Here is a 14,890-nt window from a genome sequence, read left to right as displayed (position 1 = left end):
AAGAAAACCGCGGCCCCTGAAGGACCGCGGTTTCCAAACTGTTGCAAGGTCGGAGGACGACCGCCTCAGCGGTTCTCTTCCTCGTCCTCGTCGTCCTTGCCCTCGGGCAAGTTGAAGAAGCTGTCGGCATCCAGGTAGTTCTGCTTGTCGTCTTCTTCCTCGTCGTCGCCACGCGGATCGGACAGCGAGAAGCTCTCCAGCCCTTCCATGTTCGACGGCAGGCGCGGTTCGGCACTGTCCATCTCCAGGCTCTGCTCTGTCGACACCAGCTTGCGGCGTTCGTCGTCGGTCATGACCTTTTCCAGATCCTTCGCGGCCTTTGCGACGGCGGCGTCCAGCTCTGTTTGCTTGCAAAGGCCAAGCGCCACTGGGTCGATGGGCTGCATGTTCTGGATGTTCCAGTGCGTGCGTTCGCGGATCGACTGGATCGTGGGTTTCGTGGTGCCGACCAGCTTGGCGATCTGCCCGTCGGTCAGCTCCGGGTGGAACTTCACCAGCCACAGGATCGCGTTCGGGCGGTCCTGACGTTTCGACAGCGGCGTGTAACGCGGACCGCGGCGCTTTTCCTCGTCGCGGGCGGCGGGATTGAACTTCACCTTCGGTCGGTACAGCGGATCCTTCTCCGCCTTGTCGATTTCGGCCTGCTCAAGCTGGTTGTTCGCAATGGGGTCGAACCCCTTCACCCCAACGGCCACATCGCCATCGGCGATGCCCTGGATCTCCAGCTCGTGAAAGCCGGTGAATTCGGCGATCTGCTTGAAGGTCATCGTGGTGTTGTCCACCAACCATACGGCGGTCGCCTTGGGGTGCAGCAGCTTGGACATCTCGTCTACTCCTATTCACGTCTTAACGGCCAAACCTTTTCCGGGCCCCGGACCGCCTTTCGGGGCCGCGGGAGACCCCGGATCAACTCCGGGGCGGGTTACCGTTGTGGGGAAACTCGCGCCGTATATAGTGCCGGCCAAATCAAAAGGAAACGGAAAAATGCGCGCCTTTCTTGCGGCCGTCGCCCTGTTCGCCGCCGGACCTGCCCTCGCCGACGGCGAACGCGCCGGTGAGTTCGATTACTACGTCATGTCGCTGTCCTGGTCTCCGAACTGGTGCCGGATGGAGGGTGACGCCCGCGATTCCGAACAATGCGACGAGGATTTCGGCTGGGTCCTCCACGGGCTTTGGCCGCAGTACCATCGCGGCTGGCCCGCCTATTGCCCGACGACACAGCGCCAGCCATCCCGACAGCAAACTGCGGAAATGGCCGACATCATGGGGACCTCCGGCCTAGCCTGGCACCAGTGGAAGAAGCATGGCGTCTGCTCCGGCCTTTCGGCCAGCGCCTATTACGCCCTCTCCCGCGAAGCCTACGGCACCGTCAACCGCCCCGAGGTGTTCCGCAAGCTCGACAAGGCGGTGAAGCTGCCCGCCTCGGTGATCGAGGAGGCCTTCATGAAGGCCAACCCGGGGCTTGAGAAGGACATGGTGACTGTCACATGCCAAGACGGCTTTATCCAGGAGGTCCGCGTCTGCCTGTCGCGCGACCTCTCTCCGGTGCCTTGCGGACGCGACGTGGTAAAGGATTGCCGGATGAAAGACGCTCTGTTCGAACCGATCCGGTGACGAGGGACTGAAATCCCACCCCCGCGCGTCAGAATCGGTAGCCGAACCGCATGATGTCCTGCCGGCAGATGTTCCCCACGACCTCCGCCGTTTCGTCGGTGTAGTAAGTCCGGTAATCCGGGTGCCGGGGCGAACGATTGAGGTGCCCGATCCCCGGCACGAAACCCAGGTGTTGCGCGAGCATGTCAATGTCCGGCCGCCATGACTCGAGCCGGATGTAGTGGTTGCAGCGGTTCCGACCCTGCGAATCCGTCGTGTAGGCGGTGTAGGGCCACTGCTCCATCTGCTTGCGGGTGAACATGTGCTTCACGAAGTCCGGGAAGGTCATCATCTTCGACAGGTGCACCATCCGGTGGTCGAAACTCTGTGTCCTGAGCCAGTGGTAATAGCTGACCATCCGGTCCCACGGGTTACGCACCATGGTGAAGACAAAGAAATCCTCCACCTCCTGCTGGGTCACGACGCCCTCGATGTCCACCAGGTTCGAATGCTTCCAGAGGCGCCCGCGCGCCGTTTCCTGCAACTTCTTCACACGGCGCTTGCGCCGCTTGGCCTTTTCCGTGTCGCCGATCAGAATGTCGCCGCGCATGGCGCGGTCCTCCAGCGCCGCCGCCAGCGATGTGCCGCCTGTCTTCGGAATGTGCACGAAAATGTACTTTCGGCCGCGGGAAATGATCATCTGAAATCTCCTGTGTCCGGGACACGAAAACCCCCTTTTCCTTCCTCGTCAACTGGCGCAACATTCTTGCGTACATATCAGGGAGGGTAGACCATGGGCTGGCTGAAGGATGAAACCGGACTGGAACGCAACGCGGCGAATTACGTGCCGCTCACGCCCCTGTCCTTCCTCAACCGCGCCGTCCAGATCTGGCCCGATCACCTGGCCGTGGTCTACGGCCCGCACCGCAAGACCTACGCGGAATATGCGGAACGGATCAGTCGGCTGGCCTCGGGACTGACCGGATTGGGCGTGGAGCCGGGCGACGTGGTCGCAACGATCCTGCCGAACATTCCCGCCCAGGCAGAGGCGCACTTCGGCGTGCCCGCCTGCGGCGCCGTGCTGAACGCGATAAACACGCGGCTCGACCCGGACACGATCTCCTACATCCTCGACCATGGCGAGGCGAAGGTCGTGCTTTGCGATCCGCAGTTTCTGCCCGTTCTGGCGGAGGCCTTCGACCGGATGGAGAGCGAACCGCCGCAAGTCGTCGAAGTGCCCGACGACCACGCGGGGGTGCACCGCCACTCCGATTATCTGCAATACGAGGACCTTCTGGCGAACGGCGATCCCGACTTTGCGTGGATCATGCCGGAGGACGAATGGGAGAGCATCGCGCTCAACTACACCTCCGGCACTACGGGTCGGCCGAAGGGAGTGGTCTACCATCACCGCGGCGCCTACCTGAACGCCATGGGTCAGGTTCTGTCGTGGCGCATTGTGCTGCATCCGGTCTACCTGACCATCGTGCCGCTGTTCCATTGCAATGGCTGGTGCCACACGTGGATGATGCCCGCCGTGGGGGGCACCATCGTCTGCTGCCGGGACGTGCGCGCCGACTCGATCTTCAACGCCATCGCCGACGAAGGGGTGACCCACTTCGGAGGCGCACCCATCGTGCTCAACACGCTGATCAACGCCCCCGAGGACCAGAAACGGGCGTTCGATCACGTTGTGGAGGTCTTCACCGCCGGCGCGCCCCCCGCCCCCGCCACGCTGGCCGCCATCGAACCCATGGGCTTCAATGTCACGCAGGTCTACGGCCTGACGGAAACCTACGGTCCGGGCACCGAGTGCACCTGGCAGTCCAGATGGGACCACATGGAAGGCGAAGCCCGTGCCGCGCAAAAATCCCGGCAGGGCGTGGCGATGCCGTTCCTCGAACCGATGGACGTGCTGGATGAGGCCGGCGCGCCGATCGCGCGCGACGGCAAGACCCGGGGCGAGATCGTGTTTCGCGGCAACGGTGTCATGAAGGGTTACCTGAAGAACCCGCGCGCCACCAAGGAGGCTTTCAAGGACGGCCTCTTCCACTCCGGCGACATCGCGGTAATGCACCCGGACAACTACCTCCAGATCGCCGACCGCGCGAAGGACATCATCATCTCCGGTGGCGAGAATATCTCGTCCGTGGAGGTGGAGGGCGTGCTCATGGCCCACCCGGCTGTGCTGCTTTGCGCGGTGGTGGCGAAGCCTGACGACAAATGGGGCGAGGTGCCCTGCGCCTTCGTCGAGCTGAAGGACGGGCGGGACGCGTCAGAGGCCGATCTGATCGCCTTCGCCCGCGAACGTCTTGCCGGGTTCAAGACACCCAAGAAGGTGGTCTTCCAGGAACTGCCGAAGACGTCGACCGGCAAGATCCAGAAGTTCGAACTCAGGACCCAGGCAAAGGACATGTGATTTCGCCGTGCTGCGCACGTCGATCCGCGCGCTCCTGCGGAGCGCGTGCCGTGCCTTTGCTGTCGGTTTGGGAACGGTTGAGGATGAAGCAGGTATTTTTCCCAAGGTGAAGGGCTGGAGGGTGGCGCAACCTTGACGTGCAACTGCTGCGGTACGTAGGGTGGGCGTTCCCGGGCGGTGCCCGGGGTTGGCCACCTCCCCTCGCATCAGGTTTCGGGAGCGTCGTCGAGTTCTGCCCATCCTCCGCCGACTCGTGCCAGGTCGACCACCTTTACAACTTCGGTCTCGCGGGTTTCCTTGTACCAAGGGTCGTTCAACACGTGCTCTGGCAGACTGTCTTTCAGGCAGGCCGGGCGGCGATGCCGGACAATTTCCACCCGGTGGCCGTTGCCAACCGCCGGCGCGTGCCCCGACAGGACTTTCGCGCGGAGTTCAACCTCCCGCGCGTTCAGGCGCTGCATTTCCGCGCGCAGATGCGCAAGCTCGTCCACAGGGTGCATGACCTGACCTCCGTTTCGCTCAGCTTGGTGCCAGTGCGGTTAAACCGGAGTTAAGCCCTGATCTTGTCACCAGATTGCACCTGTAGCGTGCGCCATGTTATCGTTTGCCGAAGCGAGAGGCAGAGCAGCGCCCGCATGACAGCACTGAAGCAATTCCAGAGGCTCGAGGCCACCGGGCTGTGGCGCCCGGACCCGGACGCACAGCGGCGCGAGGTGATCGTATCGCTGGGCGATGCGACCCTCACCATGAGCTCCACGTCCGGCGATATTCTTGCCCATTGGTCGCTTGGCGCCGTGACGCGGGCCAATGGCACGCAGGTGCCGGCGATCTATCATCCCGACAGCGATCCCGGAGAGACGCTTGAGCTTCCGGCCGACGAGACCGAGATGATCACCGGCCTGGACCGTGTCTTGCGCGCCATCGACCGGCGGCGCCCGCGCCCCGGCAAGCTGCGCTTCTATCTGACCGGCGCTTTTGTCGTGGGTCTTGCGGCCGGGGCCATCTTCTGGCTGCCGGATGCCCTGGAACGTTACGCGACGACCGTCGTGCCACCGGTGAAACGGGCGGAGATCGGGGCGAAGCTGCTGACCCATATCACCCGCCTGACGGGGCAGCCCTGCAACACGCCGGACGCGCGCGAGCCCCTGAAGCGGTTTTCGCAGCGGGTTCAGCCGTCGGGCAGCGTGGTGATCGTGCCGGGCGGCGGGTTCACCAGTACGCACTTGCCGGGCGCCATCGTGCTGCTGCATCGCCGCGTCGTGGAGGATCACGAGGATCCGGATGTGGCCGCGGGGTTTGCGCTTGTCGAAGCGGCGCGTGCCCGTGCCAGCGACCCGCTGGCCGAACTGCTCGACTGGGCGGGGCTGGCGGCGTCCCTGCAGTTGCTCACCACCGGCAGCCTGCCCGACTCTGCACTTGCCGATTACGCCGAGTACATCATGACCCGCCCGGCCAGGCTGCCGGATGCCGCGCAGTTGCTGCCGGCCTTTGCGCAGGCCGAACTGCGCAGCACGCCCTATGCCTACGCGCTCGATATCACCGGCGAATCCACCCTGGCCCTGATCGAGGCCGACCCGATGCGTGCCACCGGCAGCCGGACCGTGCTTTCGGATGCGGACTGGGTTCGGTTGCAAGGCATCTGCGGGTCCTGACCTCCCCCCGAAAAGGGAGAGACCCGGGCACCCCCATGCCCGGGTCTCTCTGAAGCCGTCCGTTCCGAACTGGCTTGTATCTCGGGTACAGCCTACCGGACGTAGGCCTGCGTGTAGCCGCTGCGATGCACCGCAGCGAGGGCCGCCTGCACAGCCACATCGGAGCCGTAGGGACCGACGCGGAGGCGCTGCACCTTCTGGCCGCGATGGGTGACATTGGCCGCCTGCACCGGGAACCCCGCCGCGGTCAGCCGGGCCGAGGCCGCAGCCGCCTTGTCGCCAGTGGTGAAGACACCGATTTCCACGAAGCCGCCGCCCGAGGCGCCGCTGTTGCCACGCGTCGAAAGCACATCGGTGCGGTACGGCGCCTGCGCAGCGTATGCAATCTGAACGTCGGCAGGCGGATAGGTCTCGTTCGCCACATAGGCGATGTCCGGCGCAACCACCTTGTGCTTGTAGCGCGCGGTCCAGAGGTTCTTCGGAAACGGCTGACGCTTGTTGGCCTGCGAGATCAGGCGGCGCGGCACCTGGTTGGTCCAGACCTGTTGGGTCGCCCTATGGCCTGCGACCGTCTGGATCGCACGGTAGGGGTTCAGCCTGTCGTCTTCCCACGCCGGCTTGTAACCCGCCGGGATCGAGGCGATCTGCGTGTCGCGGCTCTCGTAAACGTGGCGCGGCACGATACGGGTTTCAGGCGCCAGCGACGACCCCTGCCACGAGTTGCGGTTGTAGTAGACGTTCTTGCCGGGTGCCGGTGCTTCGCCACGGCGGATCTCGGTCACATGCGGTGCGCTCTGCGGCCCGCAGCGGACGGACACCGTCCGGTTTCCGACACGGCGCGTGGTGTGACCGGACAGGCAGGCTTCGCGCGCGGGAACCACGACCCGTGTGCCGGTCGGCGCGACGGTCCGTACCGTGGTCGTCGGGACCGGGCGCACGATACGCGGCGGTTCGGCCATGACCGGCTTCGACGCCGGTGCCATGACGACGCGCGGTGCCGGAGCGTAATTCGGGACCGTCGCAGTCGTGCTGCGAACCACCCTGCGCGGCGCGGTCGGCGCCGCCCTCGGTGCTGCTGCAACGGGTGCAGGCGCAGCCGCCGGCGGCGTGTCCACAGTGATCTGCACCGGTGGCGGCGCACCTGGCGTGCGGACCGAGGCCGCTGCCGTCACGTTTCCGCCCATGGTTGGCGTCTGGCCGCAGATGGGTTTGCGCTGCCGCGTCACGCGCGGCACCCATGTGACGTTGCCGTCAAAGCCTGCGCGCACGAACACGCAGCCTTCGTTGTCCACGAATTGCGATCCGGTGTAGCTGGCCGGCGGGAAGTTCGCCGGAATCTGGCCTTGCGCGCTGGCAGTCTGCGCAAAGCTCGCAACATTGGACATAATAATGGCGTAAACCGCCAGTTTCTTAATAGTCATGTCTGCCCCCACAGATGTGACTCGCACAATGCAGTCTCAGCTTTGACCTGTAAAGCTTTGAAAACATTGCTTTCGCTAAATTTCCACTGGACTCCTGTGGATAAACAAGCGGTTGTGGCCGCTTGTCGCAGAATCGCCTTATTTTGGGGGTCGTCACAAGCTTAACGTTGGAAACGAACTATTTCGTCCCGAACATCCGGTCGCCCGCGTCGCCCAGTCCGGGAACGATATAACCCTTCTCGTTCAACTTCTGGTCGAGCGAAGCGGTAACGATGGGCACGTCCGGATGTGCTTCCTTCATCCGCGCCACACCTTCCGGCGCCGCCAGCAGACACAGGAACCGAATCTCCTTCGCGCCCGACGCCTTCACCAGGTCGACCGCCGCGGCAGAGGAATTGCCCGTGGCCAGCATCGGATCGACAAGGATCGTCACCCGGTCCTCCATGTTGGCGGGCAACTTGTTGTAGTACTGCACCGGCTGCAGCGTTTCCTCGTCGCGGTAGAGCCCGATGAAGCCCACCCGCGCGGCCGGGATCAGTTCGAGAATACCGTCGAGCAAACCGTTGCCCGCCCGCAGGATCGACACCAGCGCCAGCTTCTTGCCTTCGATCATCGGCGCGTCCATCTCGCACAGCGGCGTCTCGATTCGCACATTTGACAAGGGCAGGTCGCGGGTGACCTCATAGGCCAGAAGATGGCTGATTTCCCGCAGGAGCTGGCGGAAAGACGCGGTGGATGTGTCCTTGTTCCGCATGATCGACAGTTTGTGCTGCACCAGCGGGTGTTCGACGACGGTCAGGTGTTGGGTCATTTCGGCTCCAGTCTCTTCAGGACCGCGTCGCGCGTGGCCGCATCGCAGAAGGCGGCGTCGAGCGCGGTCCGGTTCAGCTCGTCGAACACCTCTTCGTCCCAATGGAAGGTCTTCGCAAGGTCTTCGAACTCCCGACGCATCGTCGTGTGGAAGAATGGCGGGTCATCGGTCGAAACCGTGACCTTCACGCCCGCCTTGCGCAGTTTGGCAATCGGGTGTGCGGCGAGAGAGGGGAAAACCCCGAGGAAGACGTTGGAGCCCGGGCAGACCTCCAGCACGATCTCGCGCTCGGCCAGCATGTCCACCACGGCGCGGTCGCCCCAGGCCCGGACGCCGTGGCCGATGCGTTCGACGCCCAGATCCTCGACGGCCTCGCGCACCTCTTGCGGGCCATTCCATTCACCCGCGTGGCTGGTCAGACGCAGCCCTGCCTCCCGTGCGCAGTCGAAGGCCCAAGTGAAATCGCGCTGCTTGCCCTTCTTCTCGTCCCCGGCAAGCCCGAACCCCGTCAGCCAGTCGCCCGCCGTCTCGGCCGCGCAAAGCGCCGTCTGCCGCGCCTTGTCCGGACCGAAGTGGCGGATCGCCGTGACGATCCCCCGCAGGGTGATGCCCAGGTCGCGCTCCGCCTCTTCGGCGGTCTCGCGTATCGCCAGAAGGTAGTCCTTCCAGGCGGACACGTCGCCTCCCCCACAGAAATCCGGACTGAGGAAGGTCTCCGAATAGACCACGCCGTTCGCGGCGCTCTCCTCCAGCACGGCCCGGCAAAGCCGCGCGAAGTCCTCGGGCGTCTTGAGGACCGAAGTGGCGGCCTCGTACACTTCGAGGAAATGCCAGAAGTCGCGGTAGTCGTAGGACCCGTCCGGCCGGAAGATCCGGCTGAGATCGACCTTCTTTTCCTTCGCCAGCCCGCGAATGAACGAAGGCGGCGCGGCCCCCTCGAAATGCAGGTGCAGCTCGACCTTGGGCATCCGCCCGATGCGGTCGAGCGTTTCCTCGTCCGCGCGCCAATCCGGATCCTTCACAGAAAACTCCTTCCCGGTCCCTGCGACGGAACCCCAAGATGTGCCGCGATGCTGGCCGCGACATCCGCAAACCCCACTTGTCCGAGCGGACCGGCGCCACGCCCGGCGATCAGCACCGGCACCCGTTCGCGTGTATGGTCGGTGCCGCTCCAGGTCGGATCGTTGCCGTGGTCGGCGGTGATGAGCAGCAGGTCTCCGTCCCGCAGTTTCGGCAACAGCCGTCCGATACCGTCATCGAACCATTCGAGGTGCCGCGCATAGCCGGACACATCGCGGCGATGACCGTAGAGCGAGTCGAACTCGACGAAGTTTGCGAAGGTGAAAGACCCCTCGGGCATCGTCTCGACCGCGTCATGAAGATGGTCCATCAGCGCGTCGTCCGCCCCTTTGACCACGGAATCGATCCCGGTCATCGAGAAGATGTCGCCGATCTTGCCGATGGCATGGACCGCACGGCCCGCGTCCTGCACCCAGTTGGTCAGCACGGGCTTCGGCGGCAGGATGGCGTAGTCGTGGCGGTTGGGCGTGCGGGCGTAGTTTCCCGACTCGCCTAAGAAAGGACGCGCGATCACCCGGCCCACCTTCATGTCGTGCAGGATCGGGGCCAGCCGTTCGCAAACGTCGTAAAGACGGTCCAGCCCGAAGTGCTCCTCGTGCGCGGCGATCTGGAAGACGCTGTCGGCAGAGGTGTAACAGATGGGTTGCCCCGTGCGGACATGTTCGTCGCCGAAGCGCTCGACCATCACCGTGCCGGAGCCGTGACAGTTGGCGAGGATGCCGTCGGTTCCGGCGATCTCGCAGACCTTTGCAGTCAGATCTTCGGGGAAGGCGGGCACGGTGTCGGGGAAGTAGGTCCAGTCCCAGGGCACCGGCAGCCCGGCCAATTCCCAGTGGCCGGACGGCGTGTCCTTGCCCCGAGAGACCTCGGTCGCCGCGCCCCATGTGCCCGTCGGCTGGGTGGCCCGAAGGCCCACCCTACATCCACCGCTTGCAAGATCGGCGGCATGGAGCAGACCGAGCGAACCGAGAACCGGCAGCGAGAGCGGACCGCTGCGTCCCTCCTCGGCCTCACCGCGCGCGCAGGCGTCGAAGATATGGCCAAACGTGTCCGCGCCGGTGTCCGGGACGCCGTTGTTGAAGAAGTCCGCGGCGTCCGGCGCACCGCCTATACCCACGGAATCCATCACCACGAGGAAGGCACGGGTCATGCCACCCGCTCCAGCACGGCATCGCAGGGCTCGGGCGCGTCGCCATAGGCGATGGCCGCGCGGACCGCCTCCGCCGCGCGGTCGGCCTGGCCTTCGCGGGCGGCGTGCACGCGGGCCAGCGGCTGACCCTTCTCGACCCTTTGCCCCAGTCGGACGACCTCCGTCAGGCCGACCGCCGGATTGATCTCGTCTGTCTCAACCCGGCGTCCGCCGCCGAGATCGACCACCGTCAGCCCCAGCGCCTCGCCATCGACAGAGGCGACGATCCCGCTTTCCCGCGCCGTGACTTCCCGGATCACCGGAGCTTCCGGCAGGAAGCGGCGCCAGTCCTCCACGAAACTCCGCGGCCCGCCAAGCGCATATACCATCTGGCCGAACCGTTCGACCGCCACGCCGCTGTCGAGCGCTTCGGAAAGCCGCGCCGCGCCGTCCGGCACGCCCGCCGTCGCCAGCAACTCGGCCCCCAGGGCCACCGACAGATCGCGCAGAGGCCCCGTCCGGGCGCCGGTCAGCACCTCCATGCTCATCTCGACCTCCAACGCGTTGCCGAGCGACGGCACCAGCGGCTGGGACATGTCGGTCAGAAGCGCCGTCGTCGGACATTTGGCGGCATTTGCCGTGTCGACCAGCGCCTGCGCCAGCGCGCGCGCCTCATCCGGTGTCTTCATGAACGCGCCAGAGCCGCATTTCACATCCAGCACCAACGCCTGCAGCCCCGCCGCCAGCTTCTTCGACAGGATCGATGCGGTGATCAGGTCGAGGCTCTCGACCGTGCCCGACACGTCGCGGATGGCGTAAAGCCGCTTGTCCGCCGGCGCGATGTCCGCACTGGCCGACACGATGGCGCAGCCGACCTCGGCGACGATGGCACGCAGGCGCTCTTCGTCGGGAGAGACGGAATAGCCCGGGATCGCCTCCAGTTTGTCGAGCGTGCCACCGGTGTGCCCCAGTCCGCGGCCCGAGATCATCGGCACGTAGACACCGCAGCACGCCAGCATCGGGGCCAGCACCAGCGACACGCAATCGCCCACGCCGCCGGTCGAGTGCTTGTCGACGACCGGACCCGGCAGGTCCCAGTCCAGCACGCGCCCCGAATCCCGCATGGCCAGCGTCAGCGCAACGCGGCCCGCCTCTGACAATCCGCGCAGGCAGACGCCCATGGCAAAGGCACCGCCCTGCGCCGCGCTTACCCTGCCGTCGGCCAGCCCCTGCGCGAACCACGCAAGATCGCGGGCAGAGGGCTCCTCTCCCCGCCTCAGATGACCGATGACGGCGCGCGCGTCGCTCATGCCTCCTCGCCCGCCTTGTCCATGTGATCGTTGGTGAAGGCGCCGGGCAGCAGATCGGCCACCGTGGTCACGAACTCCCGCCCGTCGACCGTGGCCAGAGTGACCTTGACCCCGCCCTTGGCGAATTCCATCAGCTTTTGCCGGCAGCCGCCGCAGGGCGGCACGGGGTGCGGGCTGTCGGCGATCACGTAGGCCTCGACGATCTCCGTCTCGCCCGCGGCCACCATCGCGGCAATCGCGCCCGCTTCGGCGCAGGTGCCCTCGGGGTAGGCCACGTTCTCCACGTTGCAGCCGACGTGCACGGCACCGGAGGGCGTCTTCAGCGCGGCGCCCACCTTGAAATGCGAATAGGGCACATAGGCATTTTCACGCACGCTGCGCGCGGCATCGGCCAGAGACATGACGGTCCTCTCCTTGGTCAGGTCCGGCCATGTTTCCCCTGCGCCCCGCCATTTGCAACCCTTCTCTGCGCGTCACCCGATGGCCGCGAAAAGCCTTGTCGGAAAGGGGCCGAAGCTGTATCGCCCTGCGATAAGACCCATCGCGCGAGACATTGGTTTAACGCTGAACCAATATTGAGAGGAGGCCGTCCGATGAGCGATTCCAAGCACGACACAGCCAAGGAGACGCTGCGCCAAGCAGCGCTTTTCTACCACGAGAACCCCAAACCCGGGAAACTCGAAATCCGTGCGACGAAACCGCTGGCCAACGGGCGCGACCTCTCCCGCGCCTATTCGCCCGGCGTGGCCGAAGCCTGCCTCGAAATCAAGGCCGATCCGACAAACGCCGCCCGCTACACCACGCGCGGGAACCTTGTCGCGGTGGTGTCGAACGGCACCGCGGTTCTGGGCCTCGGCAACATCGGTGCGCTGGCGTCGAAGCCGGTGATGGAAGGCAAGGCCGTCCTCTTCAAGAAATTCGCCAACATCGACTGCTTCGACATCGAAGTGAACGAAGCCGACCCCGAGAAACTGGCCGAGATCGTCTGCGCACTGGAACCGACGTTCGGCGCGGTCAATCTCGAAGACATCAAGGCGCCCGACTGCTTCATCGTCGAAAGGATCTGCCGCGAGCGGATGAACATCCCGGTCTTCCACGACGACCAGCACGGCACGGCCATCGTGGTGGGCGCGGCGGCCACCAACGCGCTGCACGTCGCGGGCAAGTCCTTCGAGGATATCAAGGTCGTCTCCACCGGCGGCGGGGCGGCGGGCATCGCCTGCCTCAACATGCTTCTGAAACTGGGGGTCAAACGCGAGAACGTCTGGCTCTGCGACATTCACGGACTGGTTTACGAAGGCCGGGACGAGGACATGAATCCGCAGAAGGCGGAGTTCGCCCAGGTGTCCGATCTGCGCACGCTGGACGACGTGATCGACGGCGCGGACCTGTTCCTCGGGCTCTCGGGCCCCGGCGTGCTGAAGCCTGAGCACGTGGCGCAGATGTCGGACAAGCCGATCATCTTCGCCCTTGCCAACCCGACGCCCGAGATCATGCCCGACCTCGCCCGCGAGGCGAAACCCGACGCGATCATCGCCACCGGCCGGAGCGACTTCCCCAACCAGGTGAACAACGTGCTGTGCTTCCCGTTCATCTTCCGGGGGGCGCTGGACGTCGGCGCCACGACGATCAACGACGAGATGGAGATCGCCTGTGTCGAGGGCATCGCTGCCCTCGCCCGCGCCACCACCAGCGCAGAGGCGGCCGCCGCCTACCGGGGCGAACAGCTCACCTTCGGTGCCGACTACCTGATCCCCAAGCCGTTCGACCCGCGCCTGTCCGGCGTCGTGTCGACCGCCGTGGCCGAGGCCGCGATGGCATCCGGCGTGGCGATGCGCCCGCTGGACGACATTCATGCCTACAAGCGGCAGCTCGACGCATCGGTCTACAAGTCGGCCCTGCTGATGCGCCCGGTGTTCGAGGCGGCACTGACCGCGTCCCGCCGGATCGTCTTTGCCGAGGGCGAGGACGAACGCGTGCTGCGCGCCGCGCAGGCCATCATGGAAGAGACGACCGAGACGCCGATCCTCATCGGCCGGCCCGAGGTCATGCAGGCGCGCTGCGAACGCTACGGCCTGAAGATCCGCCCCGATCAGGACTTCCACGTGGTGAACCCGGAAAACGACCCGCGCTATCGCGACTACTGGGAGACCTATCACCAGATCATGGCGCGGCGCGGCGTGACGCCCGACCTCGCCCGCGCCATCATGCGTACGAACACGACCGCCATCGCGGCGATCATGGTGCACCGCGACGAGGCGGATTCGATGATCTGCGGCACCTTCGGCGAATACAACTGGCACCTGAACTACATCCGTCAGGTCCTGGGCAACCAGCACCTGCACCCGCAGGGCGCTCTGTCGCTGATGATCCTCGAAGACGGGCCGCTGTTCATCGCCGACACCCACGTCCACGCGATCCCCACTCCGGACCAACTGGCGCTGTCGGCCATCGGGTCGGCCCGCCACGTCCGCCGCTTCGGTCTGAAACCCAATATCGCGCTCTGCTCGCAGTCTTCGTTCGGCAACCAGGCCGAAGGGTCCGGCCCGCGCCTGCGCGAGGCGCTGGAGATCCTCGACGCCCGCGAATGCGACTTCTGCTACGAGGGCGAGATGAACGTCGATGCCGCTCTGGACCCGGAACTGCGTGACCGCCTTCTGCCCGGCAACCGCATGCAGGGCTCGGCCAACGTGCTGATCTTCGGGCAGGCCGACGCGGCCTCTGCGGTGCGTAACATCCTGAAGATGAAGGCGGGCGCACTCGAAGTCGGGCCGATCCTGATGGGCATGGGCAACCGCGCGCATATCGTGACCCCCGCCATCACGCCGCGCGGGCTGTTAAACATGGCCGCGATCGCCGGAACGCCTGTGCAACATTATAGCTAAAGTCTCTTTATGGAAACACGCGAAGGTTGACGCCAGGGCAGCATCGGGTATGCTGTTCTGGTTTAATTTAGTGTATCTGTGAGGCACTTTTACTGATGACTGACGTGCTGAAGCTGGTGCCTGCCGTTGTCGATGCCGTGGCGGACAATTGGAAACTGTCCGCGCTGATCGTCGCCTGCATGTTCATCCTGATCTACCTGGTGTTTGTGGACAACGCGCCCGTTGTTCAGGTCGGTGTCTTCCTGGTTTTCGCCGCGGCGTCGCTGGCTGTCCTGATGATCGTCGCCGCCCCAGAGCAGAGCACCGCAACGACCAACACCAAGGTGGATCTGACCCGAGGCGCCTTCATCTGCGGTACGGTGAACGTCTCCCGGACTCAGGACAAGTGGCTTGCCGTGCGCCGTTCGCAAAACCCCGACAGCGCCATGAAAGAGAAGCTCTTCGAGGGCCAGCTCGTCTATGCCTACGATCAGGCCGGCAACTGGCTGAAAATCAAGGCTGACAAGGCGGGCACTATGGTCGACGGCTGGATCTACGCCGCCTACGTCACCCAGCACCCCTGTTCTGACTAACCCTCAAAGCACGTCCTG

14 protein-coding genes are annotated in these 14,890 nt (G+C 65.1%); 5 read left to right on the top strand and 9 right to left on the bottom strand.

From position 1 onward, the window contains the following. Positions 1-65: 65 nt before the first annotated feature. Positions 66-824: a DUF1013 domain-containing protein gene (locus ABFK29_RS06220; protein ID WP_005860501.1), complete on the bottom strand. Its 759-nt coding sequence runs from the start codon at positions 822-824 to the stop codon at positions 66-68. 160 nt (positions 825-984) lie between these two features. Between ABFK29_RS06220 and ABFK29_RS06215 the strand changes: the two genes are divergently transcribed. Beyond that, on the top strand, positions 985-1,614 hold the full coding sequence (locus ABFK29_RS06215; protein ID WP_005860499.1) for a ribonuclease T2 family protein: 630 nt from the start codon (positions 985-987) through the stop codon (positions 1,612-1,614). Positions 1,615-1,642: 28 nt separating this feature from the next. Here the strand turns inward: ABFK29_RS06215 and ABFK29_RS06210 are convergent, their stop codons facing one another. Beyond that, a complete protein-coding gene (locus ABFK29_RS06210) occupies positions 1,643-2,293 on the bottom strand; it encodes a sulfotransferase family 2 domain-containing protein (RefSeq protein WP_005860497.1) in 651 nt (216 codons plus the stop codon). A gap of 93 nt (positions 2,294-2,386) precedes the next feature. Here ABFK29_RS06210 and ABFK29_RS06205 point away from each other — a divergent pair, with 93 nt between their 5' ends. Continuing rightward, complete coding sequence (locus tag ABFK29_RS06205; RefSeq protein ID WP_005860495.1) at positions 2,387-4,012, top strand: AMP-binding protein; 1,626 nt, start codon at positions 2,387-2,389, stop codon at positions 4,010-4,012. A 206-nt stretch (positions 4,013-4,218) separates the two neighbouring features. Here ABFK29_RS06205 and ABFK29_RS06200 read toward each other — a convergent pair whose 3' ends face one another. Continuing rightward, the gene (locus ABFK29_RS06200) at positions 4,219-4,512 is read right to left on the bottom strand and encodes a hypothetical protein (RefSeq protein WP_005860493.1); all 294 of its coding nucleotides are present in this window, start codon (positions 4,510-4,512) and stop codon (positions 4,219-4,221) included. Between the two features lie 135 nt (positions 4,513-4,647). Here ABFK29_RS06200 and ABFK29_RS06195 point away from each other — a divergent pair, with 135 nt between their 5' ends. Then, positions 4,648-5,664 (top strand): hypothetical protein, encoded by a 1,017-nt coding sequence (locus ABFK29_RS06195; RefSeq protein ID WP_005860491.1) that lies wholly within the window; start codon positions 4,648-4,650, stop codon positions 5,662-5,664. Positions 5,665-5,756: 92 nt separating this feature from the next. Here the strand turns inward: ABFK29_RS06195 and ABFK29_RS06190 are convergent, their stop codons facing one another. From ABFK29_RS06190 to ABFK29_RS06165, 6 genes are all read right to left on the bottom strand, one after another. Then, positions 5,757-7,085, bottom strand: a complete 1,329-nt coding sequence (locus tag ABFK29_RS06190) for an SPOR domain-containing protein (RefSeq protein WP_040604739.1) — start codon at positions 7,083-7,085, stop codon at positions 5,757-5,759. A 178-nt stretch (positions 7,086-7,263) separates the two neighbouring features. Then, positions 7,264-7,896, bottom strand: coding sequence for a uracil phosphoribosyltransferase (upp, locus tag ABFK29_RS06185; protein WP_005860487.1), 633 nt, complete (start codon positions 7,894-7,896; stop codon positions 7,264-7,266). Further along, positions 7,893-8,864, bottom strand: coding sequence for an adenosine deaminase (locus tag ABFK29_RS06180; RefSeq protein ID WP_040604762.1), 972 nt, complete (start codon positions 8,862-8,864; stop codon positions 7,893-7,895). Before ABFK29_RS06180 ends, upp begins: the two co-directional genes overlap by 4 nt. A 50-nt stretch (positions 8,865-8,914) precedes the next feature. Next, on the bottom strand, positions 8,915-10,126 hold the full coding sequence (locus tag ABFK29_RS06175) for a phosphopentomutase (protein ID WP_005860483.1): 1,212 nt from the start codon (positions 10,124-10,126) through the stop codon (positions 8,915-8,917). Next, entirely contained in the window at positions 10,123-11,415 is a 1,293-nt protein-coding gene (locus ABFK29_RS06170; protein WP_005860481.1) for a thymidine phosphorylase, read from the bottom strand. Before ABFK29_RS06170 ends, ABFK29_RS06175 begins: the two co-directional genes overlap by 4 nt. Next, entirely contained in the window at positions 11,412-11,816 is a 405-nt protein-coding gene (locus ABFK29_RS06165) for a cytidine deaminase (RefSeq protein WP_005860479.1), read from the bottom strand. The genes ABFK29_RS06170 and ABFK29_RS06165 overlap by 4 nt, the downstream gene beginning before the upstream one ends. Before the next feature lie 192 nt (positions 11,817-12,008). Between ABFK29_RS06165 and ABFK29_RS06160 the strand changes: the two genes are divergently transcribed. Both ABFK29_RS06160 and ABFK29_RS06155 read left to right on the top strand, forming a co-directional pair. Then, positions 12,009-14,300 (top strand): NADP-dependent malic enzyme, encoded by a 2,292-nt coding sequence (locus ABFK29_RS06160; protein ID WP_005860477.1) that lies wholly within the window; start codon positions 12,009-12,011, stop codon positions 14,298-14,300. Between the two features lie 95 nt (positions 14,301-14,395). Then, entirely contained in the window at positions 14,396-14,872 is a 477-nt protein-coding gene (locus ABFK29_RS06155) for a hypothetical protein (RefSeq protein ID WP_005860475.1), read from the top strand. Positions 14,873-14,890: the final 18 nt, after the last annotated feature.

The organism is Sagittula stellata E-37, assembly GCF_039724765.1.
Lineage (GTDB): Bacteria > Pseudomonadota > Alphaproteobacteria > Rhodobacterales > Rhodobacteraceae > Sagittula > Sagittula stellata.
This window is presented reverse-complemented; position numbering and strand designations above follow the sequence as displayed.